Source organism: Granulicella sp. L56 (assembly GCF_009765835.1).
Classification (GTDB): Bacteria; Acidobacteriota; Terriglobia; order Terriglobales; family Acidobacteriaceae; genus Edaphobacter.
Genome location: NZ_LMUS01000001.1, coordinates 1 through 16,903, shown reverse-complemented (window position 1 = coordinate 16,903; position 16,903 = coordinate 1). Strand labels below are relative to the sequence as shown.

The 16,903-nt window shown below is 53.1% G+C and carries 13 protein-coding genes and 1 tRNA gene; 2 read left to right on the top strand and 12 right to left on the bottom strand.

Annotated elements, in window-relative coordinates:
- Window positions 1-59 precede the first annotated feature (59 nt).
- Together GSQ81_RS00070 and GSQ81_RS00065 are read right to left on the bottom strand one after the other, a co-directional pair.
- Window positions 60-1,172 (bottom strand): Gfo/Idh/MocA family protein, encoded by a 1,113-nt coding sequence (locus GSQ81_RS00070; protein ID WP_158908724.1) that lies wholly within the window; start codon window positions 1,170-1,172, stop codon window positions 60-62.
- A 233-nt stretch (window positions 1,173-1,405) separates the two neighbouring features.
- Complete coding sequence (locus GSQ81_RS00065; RefSeq protein ID WP_158908723.1) at window positions 1,406-2,713, bottom strand: BON domain-containing protein; 1,308 nt, start codon at window positions 2,711-2,713, stop codon at window positions 1,406-1,408.
- Between the two features lie 176 nt (window positions 2,714-2,889).
- On the opposite strand from GSQ81_RS00065, the gene GSQ81_RS00060 reads away from it, so the two are divergent.
- Window positions 2,890-2,966: transfer RNA gene (locus GSQ81_RS00060), tRNA-Met, on the top strand.
- A gap of 443 nt (window positions 2,967-3,409) precedes the next feature.
- Here GSQ81_RS00060 and ribB read toward each other — a convergent pair.
- The 9 genes from ribB to GSQ81_RS00015 form a co-directional block, all read right to left on the bottom strand.
- Window positions 3,410-4,645 carry a 3,4-dihydroxy-2-butanone-4-phosphate synthase gene (gene ribB, locus GSQ81_RS00055; protein WP_158908722.1) on the bottom strand — a complete coding sequence of 412 codons (1,236 nt, stop codon included), beginning with the start codon at window positions 4,643-4,645 and terminating at the stop codon, window positions 3,410-3,412.
- Between the two features lie 298 nt (window positions 4,646-4,943).
- The gene (locus GSQ81_RS00050) at window positions 4,944-5,666 is read right to left on the bottom strand and encodes a hypothetical protein (protein WP_158908721.1); all 723 of its coding nucleotides are present in this window, start codon (window positions 5,664-5,666) and stop codon (window positions 4,944-4,946) included.
- A complete protein-coding gene (locus GSQ81_RS00045; RefSeq protein WP_254059898.1) occupies window positions 5,663-7,177 on the bottom strand; it encodes a hypothetical protein in 1,515 nt (504 codons plus the stop codon). Before GSQ81_RS00045 ends, GSQ81_RS00050 begins: the two co-directional genes overlap by 4 nt.
- A gap of 79 nt (window positions 7,178-7,256) precedes the next feature.
- Complete coding sequence (locus tag GSQ81_RS00040) at window positions 7,257-9,134, bottom strand: sensor histidine kinase (protein WP_158908720.1); 1,878 nt, start codon at window positions 9,132-9,134, stop codon at window positions 7,257-7,259.
- Window positions 9,124-9,861 (bottom strand): response regulator transcription factor, encoded by a 738-nt coding sequence (locus tag GSQ81_RS00035; protein WP_254059897.1) that lies wholly within the window; start codon window positions 9,859-9,861, stop codon window positions 9,124-9,126. Before GSQ81_RS00035 ends, GSQ81_RS00040 begins: the two co-directional genes overlap by 11 nt.
- Window positions 9,862-10,001: 140 nt before the next feature.
- A complete protein-coding gene (locus GSQ81_RS00030; protein WP_254060039.1) occupies window positions 10,002-10,919 on the bottom strand; it encodes a hypothetical protein in 918 nt (305 codons plus the stop codon).
- A 143-nt stretch (window positions 10,920-11,062) separates the two neighbouring features.
- Window positions 11,063-12,286, bottom strand: a complete 1,224-nt coding sequence (locus tag GSQ81_RS00025; protein ID WP_158908719.1) for an O-antigen ligase — start codon at window positions 12,284-12,286, stop codon at window positions 11,063-11,065.
- A gap of 55 nt (window positions 12,287-12,341) precedes the next feature.
- Entirely contained in the window at window positions 12,342-12,812 is a 471-nt protein-coding gene (locus tag GSQ81_RS00020) for a c-type cytochrome (protein ID WP_158908718.1), read from the bottom strand.
- 2 nt (window positions 12,813-12,814) lie between these two features.
- Complete coding sequence (locus GSQ81_RS00015) at window positions 12,815-13,180, bottom strand: cupredoxin domain-containing protein (RefSeq protein ID WP_158908717.1); 366 nt, start codon at window positions 13,178-13,180, stop codon at window positions 12,815-12,817.
- A 960-nt stretch (window positions 13,181-14,140) separates the two neighbouring features.
- Here GSQ81_RS00015 and GSQ81_RS00010 point away from each other — a divergent pair.
- On the top strand, window positions 14,141-15,877 hold the full coding sequence (locus GSQ81_RS00010) for an ABC transporter ATP-binding protein (RefSeq protein WP_158908716.1): 1,737 nt from the start codon (window positions 14,141-14,143) through the stop codon (window positions 15,875-15,877).
- Between the two features lie 129 nt (window positions 15,878-16,006).
- Here the strand turns inward: GSQ81_RS00010 and GSQ81_RS00005 are convergent.
- The coding region (locus GSQ81_RS00005) for a hypothetical protein (protein WP_158908715.1) at window positions 16,007-16,903 on the bottom strand (897 nt) is incomplete at its 5' end.

Here is a 16,903-nt window from a genome sequence, read left to right as displayed (position 1 = left end):
ATGCGAGAAGATGGTGCGTTGATGCGAGTTGTGACTCACGGCGCTTCTTGAAGGTCGGATCAGTCTATGTAGGATATAGGTTCGCCACTTCGTTCGCTGGATCGATAGAGAGCTTCGACAAGCACCATGGTCTGGAAGGCATCTTCGAAGTGAGAAGGCAATGTTGCGGCGGAGCCCTCCGCAAAGGCTTGCAGCCCTCCCATGGTTCCCATGAATGCATCGGGAAAATTATTACCACTGACTGGCAACGATTGCCATGTGGGCGCGGTGTTTCCCAGTGCGGCATACTCGAGCGTATCGGGCCTGCCTGTGGGGTAATCGAGATTGACTCCCATTGAGATGCGGGCCGCTCCCGCAAGTCCTTCCCATTGCACAAAGCTGTGTTGATGTGCCGGGCCAAAGTTGTGGCCGTGATTGGCAGTGACGAGGACGCGTTTGGAATCGCCATAGTCGAGAATGGCAGTCGTGCGAGTGGCCGCAAGATTTGCAGAGAGGGGATGCTTTACCGTACGCGCATAGACGCTGTGAGGATTACCCAGCCAGGAGCGGATGAGATCGAAATAATGGATGCTGTGGTAAAGAATCTCGAGGCGTGGAGCGGTGGAAAGAAATGTCCAGAGGTGCCACGGAGTATAGGTGCGCGTCTGCACCTCGATATCGTGGATCTCGCCGAGCAGCCCATTGCTGGCGAGCGCTTGAACAGCAAGATTGTTGGGCGAGTAGCGCAAGGAAAAGTTAACTGCGGCGATGAGGTCTTTGCTTCGGCAAAGGTTGCGGATTGCCCGTGCTTCTTCGATCGTCTCACCCATCGGCTTTTGCATCAGGACGACCGATCCTTGCGGCAACACTGGAAGGATGGAGAGAAGTTGCGATGCGGGTACGGCTATATCGAAGACAGCATCCTGTGGCGCGAAACGGAGCGCTTCAGCGACGGATCCGAACGCGTGCGGGATGCCTTGTTCGAACGCCAACTCTGTTGCTTTTTCTGAGGATGCGTCCATGATGCCAATGACAGGGAAGCCAGCTTTTTTATACGCGGGCAAATGCGCTGAGCGAACGATGCCTCCGGCCCCGATCATCATGATGGGGCGAACGTGCTTCGGCCGTGGTTGCTGCACCTGGGCAATTGCCGCGAGCAGGGAAGAGCTGGGGTGCTCAGAAGGGGTGGACATTATTATTTACTAGCTCCGGGTACAGGGAAGGGCACGGAATAACTCAGAGAAACGTGATGTCCAGAGTACAACTCTAAGCGCTTGTTTGGCTTCTCGGTCTTGCGACAAAAAAATAGCGTTTTCCCCAGATCGAAATAAGTTAATCGTAGTTCACAAACATTGACGGAGTACCCCAAGCGGGTACTCCGTCAATGTTAGAAAGGCATGGTTGTGAACATTCAATGGATCCCAATCTAATAGGGATAATAAGCTGGCCCATAGTAGTAATAAGGGGGCGGAGGGGGATTACGGCGACGCAACTGCTGTGCCGGCTGAACGCCGGACGCGAGCCGATTCATCTCCTCTTGCGATACCGTTGTCAGAGGCACTTGCTGAGTCAAGCGGAAGTTTAGTATTGCTTCGGCTGGCACGACTGCTTCGCCACGACCCGATGCCGCTGAAGCGCCCACACCGGCGGCACCGCCGACTCCGGCGCCAATCAAGGCTCCTGGGCCGCCACCAGCCACTGCTCCAATCAATGCCCCAAACGCTCCCAGACCAACTGCATTGCCAACCGTTTGACCGGTTTTGTCTGCGCCTTGATGGCTCCACGCGTCGGAGACGATGGGATACGTCTGGCCGCCGAGCGTTATCTGGGTCAGTTGCAGCGCCAACTCGCCCTTGCCCTTCAATGATCCGGCGTTGTGCACTTCTACAACCTTGCCTTGCACCGACGTGCCTCGGGGAATTGCCACCGCATTGCCCGCGACGACATCGTTGATGACAATGCCATCAAATACTGTTCCAGGTGCAGTGTTTTTGCTGTCCATTCCTTCGTTCACGCGAACACGGAGGAGAGTACCGCCGGGAACCACCACCGCTTCGCCACCACGCTGCGCAGGATAGGGACGAGCATACTGTGGCGGAGGTGCCTGACCGTAAGAAGGATTGTAGGGGCGTCGATAGGGTCCTTCAGGCTGATTCTGGCCTTCCTGTGGAGGCGGTCCGGCGGGGCCATACTGAGGGTCATATTGAGGCTGAGGGCCTGCATTGGGAGGCGGGCCAGCAGGGCCATATTGAGGCCCTCCATTGGGAGGCCCACCTGCGTTCGGTGGCTCACCGGCGTCCCCCATGTTTCCTTGCTGCTGGTCCTCTGACTGCTGTTCATTGGGAGGATACGCTCCGGGTTGAGGGCCAGAGTTAGGGCCTTCAACAGCAGAATTTTGATCTTGTCCGGGACCATTTTCGTTCGCAGTCGTTCCGATCGCTAATTGGTCGATCACCTTTTTGACGCCAGGGGCATTCGATGTCACGGTTTCTGCCATATCCCGAGAAGCTTCATCGCGCACGGTACCCGTCAAGGTGACCTGACCATAAACAGTCGTTGTGCTGATGGATTGATCTGCCAATTGAGATGTTCCCGCTAAAGCCTTCAAGACATTGGCTTCAATCTGCGCATCGGGAACTATCGGCGTCTTTTCCTGGGCGACTCCGGCTCCGCCAGCGACAAGCAGAAAGCCCATCAAAAGTCCGGATACTTGAAGATATTTCCACTGCTGCATATTTCCCTCACTGCGATCGTACTAACTTAGAGGTTTTTCCTCTCAGTTCGCTTGTTGTATAAAACGCGATCTACAGGAAAAAGTTACTACAACAGCAAAAACTCTATTTCAGTTACGCTAATTTCCCTCAAATCGCGAGCAATTGACCTTCCTTCTCAAGAGCGGTATATTCAAAGAGCGGGGTGGAGCAGCCCGGTAGCTCGTTGGGCTCATAACCCAAAGGTCGTAGGTTCAAATCCTACCCCCGCAACCACTTAGCGGGAACGCCAACCCAAGATAACCCACCGTAGTAGGAATCCTATTTCCTCCGGTGGGTTTTGGTGCGTTTGGGGGGGGCTCATAAGTCATGCACTCCTCAATGCTTTCCTAACGACTTTCCCGTTGGTTTCGCGCTTCGCTTCCATCAGCGCGTTGCCGTACACGTTCATCGTGGTCGAGATTTCGGGAGCGCCACATAAGCTTCTGCTGCACTCCCACAACATAGCCTTCTCATACAAATGGTGCATGATGGCCTTGACGTTGCCTTTTGTCTTGGGTGCGGAGTCCATTTACTTCAATCACTCTTGGACGTGAAGGGGCTTGATCCGAGTGATGCGAAGCGAACCTCACCTGATCAGAACTTGCTAGATAACGCTCAGGTAGGAGGAGGCAGCCGCGCACTTCGTCGGACTGTTGGGGACCATGCGGATTCTGCATCTACCGAAGGATCGACGCGCCACACGCCTGGGACAGATAGTTTGCATCGACCAGAACGTCCTCCTCCCGCGCATCGAAGACGTGGGTTTCGATGGCTGAGATGGGGCTATGCTCAACAATCTCGATACCGTAGCCTTCGAGCGCGGCAACCCGACGGGGATAATTGGTTAGCAGACGGATACGGCGAAGATTGAGGTCGAGCAAGATCTGAGCTCCGACTCCAACTTCACGTTGTATGTGCCGGAGGCGCTCAGGGCTGGCGAGGTCCTCTTCTGCACGGTGGAATTGCACCTTATCTGCGCCATCGACGTTTTCAAACGAAAACCCCAGCGAGTTCTGATGCAGATAGATCAGAGCTCCGCGTCCCTCGTCGGCAATTCGTTGTAAGGAGAAGCGAATATAAGAGGCGCATTCGCACGACGAAGCATGAAATACATCTCCGGCAAAACAATGAGTGTGCATTCGCACCAGCGTCGGCTCGTCTGAGCGGCTTAGATCGCCATATACCAGAGCCACATGCGACTCTCCATCGAGATCGGAACCGTAAGCAATCATCGAGAACTCGCCAAACTCGGTCGGCAAGACAGCCTCGCCTTTGCGATAGACATAGCGCTCATGGGCCATCCGGTGGCGAATCAATTCCGCTACCGTGATCATCTTCAGTTCATGCTCCTTGCAGAAATCAATAAGATCCGGCACTCGTGCCATCGTCCCGTCATCGTTCATGATTTCGCAGATCACGCCTGCAGGCGTCAATCCGGCCAGCCGGGTTAAGTCCACTGACGCTTCCGTCTGCCCGGCCCGCACCAGCACTCCGCCATTTTGTGCTCGTAGAGGAAATATATGGCCGGGACGGCCCAAGTCGGAAGGACATGCCTGAGGATCGATTGCACACCGGATTGTCTCTGCACGGTCGTAGGCGGAGATGCCTGTAGTAACACCTCGCCCCAGAGCATCGATCGATTCCGTGAAGGCGGTACCAAAACGTGCCGTGTTTTGTGCGCTCATCGGCTGCAGGCGAAGGGAATCCAGACGCTCAGGTGTCATAGCAAGACAAATCAGCCCGCGGCCGTACTTGGCCATGAAGTTGATCGCTTCCGGAGTGATCATTTCTGCCGCCATGGTGAGATCGCCCTCATTCTCGCGGTCTTCATCGTCGACAACCACAACCATTCGTCCGTCGCGGATCTCCTCGATAGCCGTTTGGACGTCAGTAAACGGAGAGTTCGTATGCATGAGATGACCTCGTTGTAAGCAAAAGCTGACAAAGCATAAGAGAACTGTCTGGCTCCTGCATCCTGTGCCCCTGCCAGTCCATTGCTATGTGCCGACATATCTAGCCATCAGCTAACAAGCAATGTAGTGCGCAGAGGAGCAGGAGTTGTCAACGCGCTGTCATTCGATTGTCATGAAGTAGAGGCACGGGAGTCGAATCATTCAACGCTGATTTTGCGCGGGTGTAGATATAGCAAATATGGCTCAGGCGTCTAAAAGGCAGATGGCGCTAAATTCTGGATCAACAAGGGTACCGACATCAATAGGCCGATCGGTCATCCGAGGCGTAGGCCTTACCGTACATGTTGGCGTGAGGTATGGTTTTGGCACCAGCTATTGGAGCGTTAAGCACTCCGAGGTCAACCATATGGGTAGAAAAATGCACTGGACGGCTTAGGCCTTCGAGGAAAGACTGGGGCACGCTCTCAATCCAGACATGTAATTTGTAATCTCCGGGTGCGATACCGCGAAGCAGGACTGAATCTTTTGTGTCAGCCTCCGCGTAAAGCGGCGTGTCGAGAGCTATGACGACAGCACTCATTTCCGGATGGATATTGCAGAAGATATAGGAAACCCCCACCTTCGAGAAGGTTACCGACTTACTTGAGCCGGCCTCGTAGAGGCCTAAATCGAATCGTTTGCCTTCGAAGAGCGAGAAGACGTTGTGAAAGAAAGGATCTTTATTTGGAAACTCGACGATGCTGCCAGCAGGAATCACCTGAAGGTGAGGGAAGAACGTGCGGTTCTTTTGGAGCAAGGTGTAATGACCGTGAGGCGAGAAAGCAAGGGTGGGCGTACCTGCCAGCGGCTCCAGCCAGATGACGGCCGGCACAGCGAGGTGCTTTCCGGGCAGTGAAGAGAGAATGCGAAGGTGCAACTCCGCAGAGGGGCCTGTTTCAGGGTGATTCTGGGCGTACACACTTCCGAACGCCAACGTCACAGCGCAGAAGATCCATCCTCTGAATCTCTTTTTCTTCTTCAAAATTTATATCCCGCTCCCAGACCGATAATATTGCTGCCCGCGGGGGGGGCGATGACTGGAGCGCTATCGAGATGCCGATACTCCAGCGAGAACTGTAAGTAGGCGCTTGGACTATAAATTACATTGCCGGTATAAGTGCGGCTTCTGGCAAGACTCCGATACATGCTATCGCCGGCGACGGCGTAATGCCGCAACTCACCGGCGAAAGCGTTGTCGACTCCGAAAGCAGCATTGAATTCCAGCCGTTCGGAGATCCTTTCCTTCAACTGCGCCCAGCCCCCCACGTCGTCCAGTGGTCGAAAGTAGTAGCCGCCTGTGTCGGTATCGAGGCGGTAGGCGAAATCTTTGTAAGCCCCTCCGCCAAGCCCACCCAGAGCCTGTCCACGATAGAAGCTTCCGGAAAACTCCAGACGAGCGGGCAGAAAGAGAAGGGCATCGAGAGTGCCTGCCCAGGAATCAAAGCCGTGACCCAGCACATTGGAATAGTGAGGTGCGAAATATCCGCCTATGCCGAAATGACTACGGTCTTCGTGACTATTCGTTGCCGGTCCTTGAAGCGCAACACGCGCTTCGACACCGGGCCATCGGCTTTCCTCCGCATTGTTCGGAGGAGTCACGGTCGATGTGCCGGAAATAGGGATAGGCGGTGATAGCGGCGCATCGCCGACGTCGATCAATGCAGCCTGCAGTCGAATACCTCGGGAATCGGACGGCCCGAAATCCTGGGTTATACCGACTTGCGGGTTCCACGTCCAAAGATTGCCAGACCAGGCGAGCGCTGGGATGGCTACGGCCGTCAGCGAAGTTGGCGTATCTGGGCTAACGATCGGATGATCCAGGGCGAAATAGGCTTCCGTATGCCGCCATCGCAGGCCCGCGTGAGCGGTACGAAGGCGAAGCAGAGTGCTGTTGGCATTGTAGTAACCAGAATATGTCGTGGACGAACTGCCGGATACCGGACTGCCGTTGAAGTCCACGCGCAGATCAGCATAGCTGCGAGCGCCAAACAAATTTGGGCCACGGGCGTCAAGCCCGAGAACCGTTTGGCGCACAGAAGCGCCGGTACTGCCGGATCCTGGAAGCGCTACTGTTGGCGTCGCCGCCATATCGACTGCGCCCGTATTCACAAAAGCATTCAGCAACAACAGGCCAGTGACCTTTATCGGATACTTGGATTCACTCTCCACTTTTGATTGTTCCTGGGTTGCAATCTGAGACTCCTGCATTGCCTGGCGCTCGCGAATGTCCTCAATCTCCGCGGAGGTGGTTTCGGGCTTGGCTTGTGAAGAGGTAGAAGAAGCCGAAACTGGACCAGAAGGCGATTGCGAACCAGCATTCGCTCCGCTCTGTGCCATCTGATGTTGCAATTCATTCAATTGCTTGCGCATTTCGTCCAACTGCCGTTGTGACTGTTCCAGTTGAGCCTGCGCGCGAGCCATGGCGGTAGTTAATGTCTGGATCTCCTGTGAGAGGTTTTCCGGAGTGGTGGCTTGTGCACAGGCAAATTTCATCGGAATTCCGAACACTATTACGAGCAAGGGCAAGGCTTTCCATAGGCCTCGAAGATCCAGGCCGGAGCGCCGAGTCTGGTTATGTCCGCACATTCTCATCTGGAGTTACCTGACCGTGACGGTCGTTCTCTGACATATCCGACGGATGCTGCATTGGAAGTTCGCGCGCCACTTTCATCTGGAAGATCGTCTCATCGGGACGGCTGCTAAGCAAAACTACGTTTCCTCCGTGCTCCACGGCGATGCACTGCGCGAGCGTAAGCCCAAGTCCGGTACCTTTGTGCTTTCCTTCGCTCACGAAAGGCTCGAAGAGGCTCTTACGAATCTTCTCCGAAACGCCCGGGCCGTTGTCTATTACATTGACTATAACTTGATGTTCCTGTGTCTCCAGCGCGACCACAACCTTGGCTGAGGCTCCCATGGTGCGGACAGACTGGCAGGCGTTGAGCAGCAGATTCGATATGGCTCTCTCGATCTGCTTTCCATCTACGACGACAGCAGTTTCCGTAGGTTCGCCATAGTTCGTCGTCAGTGTCACCCCGTCTGCGTCAGGATGGGCCCGAACCAACGCTGTCGCCCGTTCGAGCAGCGTTGCCATTAGCTCTGGCTGCCTCCGAACGCTTGCACCAGTCCGGCTGAAGATCAATAGCGATTCGATCATGTCTGTTGTGCCGTTCACGGCTGCCCGGATGTCCCCAAAGATCTCGGCACGCTCCTTTACCGAAAAGCGATCAGAGGCGAGAAACTCCGAATTGGCGAAGATCGCGGCGAGATAATGTCGGAGATCATGAGAAACGGAACTCGCCATTCGACCTATTGTCGCAAGCCGCTCGGATTCGAGCACCTTCTGATTCGCTTTCTGAATTTCATTCCGCATGCTGGCAAAGGCAGTGCTCAACTGTTGCACTTCCTGCGTGCCATGGCGAGGCACATGGTGTTCGACGTCGCCTAGACCAAAAGCCCGGACACTCCGAGAGAGCTCTTCGAGCGGACGTGTCACCAACCGTGAAATGACAATCATCAGCATCGTACCTGAGAGAAGCGCCAGAAGACCCGCGACAAGGACCATACGATCAATGCGGCTGATCGAGCGCTCTGCGGGGTCGAAGGATTTCAGAACGACCAGTTGCAATGGAGATGTGGCAGTCGCGGAGAGATCCTCGGTGGCCGAGAGAAATTGAGCATTTCCCAGCTTCACCACAGCAGGTCCACGGGATATGCCGGAAAGCGCGCCCGATTGCTTCGCCAAACTTGCCTGCACATCTGGCGCAAGCGTACTGGCTACGATCTGGCCACCGCTCAGAAAAGTCGCTTCGACCCCGGTGGGCTGACTGATTTGTCGTACCGTGCGCTCAATGGAAACACCACTCAAGACATATCCCAACAGCGTTCCATCTTGATCGCTGCCGAAATAGAGCGGGCGCAGAGCACAGGCGTACAGCGATCTACCGTCGATCAAATAGCGCTTCGTCGAAGAAGCCAGCAAAATCTTCATTCCCTGGCGAAGAGTGTTGTCGTCCGGGGCATTTCTTGCATAGGCTGCCACAACCCGTCCGCTCGGATCGGCAAGCATAAAAAGGTCAGTACCGCTGAGTTGCCAGAACTCGGCGGCTCCATCCTGAATCGTGAGATCGTCTCCACTGGTCATGAGCGCCTTCAGAGTAGGCAGTTTTGCAAGGAGAGCATTCTCGCGCCCCAGGGCTCCCAGTCTCTCGGCCTGAAGGTTCTGGAAGGCAACGACCGAGTGATCTAGATCCTGGGAAAAATCGGCTGTCACCTGCTCTCTCAACTGGTGGCGAATCAACAAGAGACTAGTGCCAGTCACAAGAGCGATCACTAACGCCATGGTGACGATAAGAAGCACATACGTTCGAAGGCCCTTGTTCTCTCGTATGCGCGCTATTTGCGTGAGGCCTTCGGCTTCTAGATGTTGGACGGGATGAGCATCATGGGACAAATTTGTATCCTGCACCATAAATTGTCAACAGATGCTTCGGATTTGCAGAATCCGGCTCCAGCTTTTGACGCAACTTCAGTATCTGATTATCCACAGTACGGGTAGTCGGATAGAAATTATATCCCCAGACCTCGTTCAGCAAGACATCGCGGGTCAGGACGCGCTCGGCATTTTCGGTGAAAAACTTCAGGAGTTTGAACTCATGAGCGGTTAGAACGACAGGCCTCCCGCCGCGTCGGACTGTCATTTTCCTAAAGTCGACTTCGCAGTCAGCGAAGCGATAGATCGTTGGCGGCGCCGGCTTGCGTTGTCTGCGGATGGCTGCCTGAACCCTGGCCATGAGTTCCCTTGGGCTAAAGGGCTTGGTGACATAATCGTCGGCCCCCAGTTCAAGAAGCAACACTTTATCCGCGACTTCCGTGATCGCGCTGAGTATTACGATCGGCGTTTCAGCGGAAAGGCCCTTGAAGGTTTGACAGAGTTCTCGTCCGGAAATATTCGGAAGGATCAAATCGAGGACCACCGCGAGCGGGTGCTCGCTGCGAAACAGATCCAGCCCGGTTTGACCGTCACCCGCGACAACAACGGCATAGCGCTCTTCAGTAAAGATCCTGCGTAGCACCTTTTGCATGCGAGGATCATCTTCAATGATGAGGATGGTGCCGAGGCTCACCGTCGGCAGGATTTCGTTTTGGATTTCTGTCGCCAATTCCATCTCATGGATCATGATCTAGATCCTCACCATTCTATTCTGATCGCAATAAGCTCATTTCTACTCGCAAAGGGCGATTAAATTACAATCGGATGACAATTTGAGCGTATTGGACTCTTAGCCATCACGTTGGGATGAAAGAGTGCCCCTACATGTCAGGAACCCTTGTTCTCTCCTGTCATAGCAGATAGCCATTCCTTGCTATAGATCGATTCCAGATCGCCAAGCCGAACCGTTTCACCAGTCACAACATTCACTACGGGCAATGTTGCGATCTCTTTTAGTCTTTCCACCCCACCGATATAGTTGCGTCGGCCAAATCTATCTCGAGACTCTCGAAAAAAAGACGGGAGTGCCCCTACGCTTTGCAGCGACTTGTCCACGAATTGTCGTGCGTAATCTTCTCGCACAAAGAATGCATCATTGCCAGCGGACGTTGTACCGACGAACCTGTATCCCTTCTTGGTCGCCAGAGACTGAAGAGCGAGAATCGAAGCACCGAAATACAGATAACTATGATGAGCTATCGCACGGTCGAACTGCGCTTCGTACGGTATACAAACAGGAAACATATCGCCAAAGACCGCGTTGTATTCGCAAATGCAGATGATGGGACGAATGACATGTATTGCTTCCCATACCCAGTAGTCATTCCCGTCAAGATCGATGCTCAGAAGGCCAATGTCGCCTCCAAAGCCGGCATTCGCAATCAACTCGTTGATGTTTTCTCGCGTAATGAATGAAGCCTGGACGGTCAGGTCGTGTGAGGCCATTAGAGCATCTTCTCGAACGGCCCTGGTCACAGCTTTGTTGCCATCCATGATGAGGCCACGCCAGTTACGATTTTGCAATAGAAATCTGGTATTCGATTCTCGATAATCTTCCACTCCAAATTCAATGAACGATTGTGAAACGCATGAAATTTCTGATTGCTCGATGAGCCAGTCGATAATTCCGTCTTCGCCCCACTGGGAGCTCATCTGGAATTCAACATCCTGGAGAGAAGAAATCATCTTTCTGGATCGGACCTGCCAACTCGCCATACGTCCCAAGAGTTGATGATTTTTCATCATCACCCTCTGGGCGCCTCCTGTGACAAGCCATAGCTTTAGCCTTCTAAGTGCGTTCTTAATAACCTGCCTCGTAGACATCATGCCCCTCTTTAGCTGATCTTCAGCGACAAACTCCTATCTTCCCGTATACCGGATGCATTTATTCAGAAGAAGATAGCTTCGTTACCTTTCGCTCTCGCACCTTCACAATTTATGAGCGCGCTCATCAGCACGATGGCCCATAAGGGGAGCAAAAGATCGAATGGTTCAGCCACTGCAATGCCGCGCACAACAATGTAGAGCAGAATGCTAAAGAACATTACTTTTACAGAGCTTCGCGGGAGTAACCGAATCTGCCGCCAAAGACTACCGTACACTCCGATTAGCATGCAGACGCCTATGACGCCGTAAGCATAAAACTGCTGCAAAAGCTCGTTTTCCGCGTGTCTTGCTTCAAACTGATCCCCGAAGGGTGGTACAACCTTCCACCAGGAATCAAACCCGTGTCCAATCCATAGATTCCAAGGATGGTCGAAAACTGCATTCAGAACATAGAGCCAGATCGCAGTGCGGCCCGTGAGGGTTTCGGCTTGGGTGCCAGCAGTGGTGTAAATGTCATAATAGGCTTCAAATAAGCCCCAGAAAGCAAGAATGAGCAATCCTGCGGATGCCATCAAAAGAATCTTCGTCTTCCTGCTTATAGCCTTGTCCGCAATTATCAGATAGCTTTCGCTCATGAGGAAGGCAACTATCGTCGTCTTGCTCAGACTGCGAAAGAGAGTAATGACTAAGAACAATATCACCACTCTCCATTTGCCATCTTTTCGGCTCATGAGATATTGAGCCAGAAAGACCGCAAAGGCACAGAGATTTCCAATCTGATTTGTATTGAAAAACTGTTCATCTCCAAGGCGAAGATCCGATTGAATGGGCATGATCCACGCAACAATCGCAAGACAACAGGTGCTCCAGATGAATCCCTTCATTAGCGAATGAGACACACTCGTTGTTGAGTCGCTGCGAAGGAGCAAGACCACGATTGCAACGTCCGCAACGAGTCCGAACCAGTAAGCAGTGGAATCCGTCACAGACGCAGTTTCGCTCCACACGAGACTGCTACAGGATAATGTCAGAAACACAAGCACCCACCGAATGCTTGATAACCGCAACATGGATCGAAATGTGCTGTGGGTGGCGCCCAACGCACCAAAGCAGACGAGACCGAGTAAAAGCAGGTCCAAACCAAGGCTTAGCGCTGCCCCTGTGCTTGGCTCAACCCCTAAAAGACGTACTGAGAGGAGCACCACGCTGAGACGGAAAGAGAAGAAAAAGCCGACCGTAAATGCTATACCGTTGACTTCCACGTATGTGACATTCTCTGCGTTCATGATTATGTCGTTGCCGCAACAACTCCTCACACCGATGTCTTAAGCACGGAGCATCTCAGTGCGTATACATATCCGGCGTTCCCTGACTGCCCGCAGGTGGCAGATGGCGCAGGAATACCACGATCGACCACAGTTCATCATCACTTAGAGTTCCTTTAGAGCCCGGCATTCCCGAAGGTCGGATGCCATAGTCGAGGATCCACTTTAGCTGCCCATCCGTGTAACTCTGCACCTCGGGGGAGGCGAGCGACGGAATGGGAGGCGATATGTGGTCGACGAATGGAACGCCGGTGTTTTGAGCATCCATTCCGTGACAGGCGGCGCAGTAATGCGAAAAAGCTTCCTTGCCGTCGGCCAAAGTCTCTGGCGCATCGGGCAACGGGTTTTTCTGATTTCTATTACCGATAAAATAGCGATGCTTGGCATAGGTTATGGTCTTCGTCTCCAGTTTTCCCGGAGGACTCGCTTTGCACCCTGTCAATCCAGCGATACAAGCGGCGGTGATAGCAACAGAGAGAACGCGCATTATTACTCCACGACGTGTAACTTCAAGCTCATGGAGCCGTGACCTGAACCGCAAAATACGGAGCAATGGCCGATGAAATCTCCGGTCTTGTCCGGCGTAAACCGTACCTCTTCCGTACCGCCCGCCTTGACCTTGAAGGTGACATTGAAGTCGCGAAAGCGCAATCCATGCGCGACATCTTCACTCTTCAACACAAGCGCTACCGGTTGACCCTTTTTGAGAGTGATCTCTCCGGGATTGTAGGAAAACCTCTTGGCGATAATCACGATCCGCTGGGGTGCGGTCTGCGCCTGAGCCTGTGGCGCAGAAAACGAAGATCCCATGAGTGCTCCTATGAGCAGCGTTAGAAGCAAAGACTTCTTTTTCATAATTTCTCCCTGAATATGTCTTGTTGCCGTATGTTGCGAGACGATTGGTATCAACGAATTTTATTTACTGACGGCGTCTAACGGTCCTTAGTCGTCTCACCGTAGCGGCTTCTGATAGAGCACTTGTCATGCGGTCGTTACTCAATTGTCAGAATGCTGTCACCTATACCGCAGCGTGGTTCGTACGAGCAAGCTAAGGACTAAGGAAACGTAAGAGTGCCGTGTAGTCTGCCTCACTAAGGTTGGCGCGTACGCGCATGTGCCTGGCGATCGTACCGGAAATGCCCGGTGAGAATCCTTCTGGCGCATTGTGGCATCGGGAGCAGTTCTGGTTGAATACCTCCTGTCCCCGATCCGGATTGATGGCGTGCACTACCTTTGTAGAGGTGGGGGGGCGATGCTGTTGAGGCGGACTTTTCATCTGACCTATGGCGGCAGTTACTGCAAGTGCAAGACATCCCAGCATCACTCGTTGCACGCGCTTCATTGTTTCTCCTCTTTGGGAATCAAGATGTGGTTCAGTCGATCAGGATCCCGCGGCAGCACAGAATAGACAGGAGCTCGTTGCATCTCTTGAACTATCGGTCAACGCTGCATGTATAGAAACTAAGAACCTTATGGGCGCAGCATGTCACGGAAGCGTCTGAAGTTTGTCACTAGATTGTCGTACCTGCGAGACACAAACCGTCGCTGGATAGTTGTCACCCCGATGTCTTCCTTGCGACGTTCATTAGCCACGTTGACGAGGTCTGCTGTGAAATGGCAAAGGAGGAACGATAGAGACTGCTCTTAAACTTTGAGCCAAGTTGCGCCGCTAGGAATCATCGGCGACAAGGCGTCCTGTGATTTCAGAATGCCATGCGCATTTCGATGACATTTTGCTGACATTTCAACGACCCAACCCTGACAACTACGAGACGCACGCGTTGATAGCTTTGAGTTGTGAGAAATCAAGTGCCTATGCATCCCGTCAATAATGCTGCCAAGGTCGATGGCTCTTCTGCCCTCGGCAGAAATATTGGTGTAGCGATGAGGCTTTTGGGAAGCCGGCAACGGATCGAACTTCTGCTGATAACCCTGGAGAGAATCGCCGTCGGCTTCTGCGACCTTGCCGTTGCAGCCGCAATGTATCTGCTGTTCCTCCTCCTACAGGGGCGCGGACCAACACATCAGTTCTGGTGGATACCAAAGACGGCCATTTCCGCAGCCTTGATCACGTCGATTCTTGTTATTCTTCGTGCCTTGATGGATCTTTTGTCGGCACGCTCCGTCATTCATCAGATACAGAAACTTTACACAGATCTGCTTCTTCGGTTGGCACAGGGCTATAACGAGATGCATTGGGGCCGGTTCGTTGAGTCCAACCGTAGTGAACTCTCGAATCACGCTCTCTACACTGCGCGTGAAGCTGCCGAGTTCTATCATCGCTGCATTGAGTTGACAGCGGCTGTGGTAATCGTAGTCGCCATGACTGCAGCACTTGTATACCAGAGTCCAATCGCAGCATGTGGGTTTGCTTTTGCGCTTAGTGCATTTTATGGATTACATCAATTGTTCATCCGCAGCAGGCTTCAACTGGCGGCGGAAAAGCGTGAGGCGTCTCTGCGTATGCTTCAGAGGAACCTCGCAGATATATTCTCGTCGGGAAAGGAGATTCGCACCTACAGGAATCTTGGGTTCTTTCATGAACGGATTCGAAGGCAGGCCGAACATGTAGCGGCCAGCAATGTCCGTATCAAGTTTCTTCCACAGATTGCGAGTAGCGTGGCCGATCAAGGCGCGGTGCTGCTGTTCCTTTGCATTATTGTTGCTGTTCAACTACGTCATGGAGACGCGCGTCAGATGTTGTCGCTTCTGGCATTTTATTTCGTACTTTCTCGACGCATGGTTCCCCTCATTAGCCAAATCTCGGTCATCGCCGGTCATATGGAAAGCTCTTACGAGAATGTAAAGATAGTGGCCGCCGAGTTGAAGGAATGCCGTAGATATCGCGTAGGCGCATTACCCGTACTACTGCCGGATTCTGGTTTTGCCATTCAGTTGAAAGAGGTGAGTTTTTCTTTTCGCGAAGGTACGCCAATCCTGCGAAACGCGAGCCTTCTTCTGCGTGAGGGTGAGACGGTCGTGCTTCACGGGCCTTCCGGAAGTGGTAAGAGCTCTCTGCTGAATCTGATTGCTGGCGTGTCGCAACCTACAGAGGGGGTGATACAAGTTGACCGCACTAGTATCGCGTATGTACCGCAGGAGATCGTCCTTTTGGACGATTCGATACGAAATAATCTGCTGTTCGGACTACCCGATAAGAGCGACGAGGAGTTGATGAGAGCGCTCTCAACTGCCCAATTGGCCGAATTTGTGGCAGCACAATCGTTCGGACTAGAAACTAGCGTTGGCGACAACGGAGCGTTGTTTTCGGGTGGACAGCGGCAACGGTTAGGCGTTGCTCGTGCCATATTGCGCGGAGCGAGATTACTACTTCTAGATGAAGCAACTTCCGCACTGGACGAGGAGAACGAACGGCAGATACTCGAAAATCTAAGTGCCTCCCGAAAGACAGTCCTGCTTGTAACGCACCGCGTTCTCACGCAGGTATTTGGCCACCGTGTATTCCAGCTTCAGGGAGGTTGCCTGGTCGAAGAATTTCCCCGGATGATATTAGGCGATGAGCAGGGAATAACATCTGGCATCGAATGCTAGACCCACTAAGTGATATCGCCTGTGGCAGCGGAATGCGCGCAACCTAAAAAGACTCTATCTTGGTAATACCCCTGCGGTGAACCATCCATCACCGCAGGGAAGAGCGAACGATAGAACTAACTTTCTGGCTCATTGCGATTTATCCTTCCAGACTGGAAAGAGAAAACGGTAGACGATCCCGGTTTCCCATATATTTTCATTCCCCGAGGAAGAGAACTGCCGTGAATAGCTCGTAAGGATTCGCGTATTGTGCGGCAAATTATAGTCCAACCCGAAGTCAGTACGTTTGGTATTCACAAGAGGGACATTATCGCTGACGATAGTGTCGCGGCGAAATGTCTGCTGCATCCGGAATAAAGGCTCGAAGCGGCCTATCCAGCTATCTAGGCCACCGAATGCTTGTATACGGTAGTCGGCTTCAGCCCAGTAACCCTGAGCATGATGACCACGCGCGAATTCGGAACGCAGGCGAAAGGCGGTATTCGCAGGTTCCCACCAAAGATGAGCGCCGTAGAAATTTTCTCGTGTTCCCTGCAATTGACGGTCATAGGAAAGACCTACCTCCAGACGCTTTTCGGGGAGATAGAGGCTGGTGCGTCCGCCGGCGGCGCGCTCGGAGTTGAACTGCATGTTTCCGCTCCGGGTGGAGAACCAGGCGTTATAGCTGATGGAGTACTTATTACGGTCGATGGCAGATCCGCTCAGCATACCGCCAACCCCTGTACCCGTCATTACACCAATACCAGTAATAATCGGACCATCCTGAAAGTTGCCAATCCAGATTGGTGATAGGCGATCGTTGTAGGTATTAAAGGGAATCAGAAAACTGCCAGCAACGGCAGTGACATGCCGAGATAGGAAGTAGTCACCCTGAAGATAAGTAAGCGCAATAAAATGGCTATGACTGTAGCCGTTGCCATTCGGGGAGAGGGTGTCGCCTAGCGCGGCGCGCGATTCGATCAGAAAACGACTGCCAATCGGCACATCGATCAGCGGCTCAATGATTGGCGTATAGCTCGTATTCCC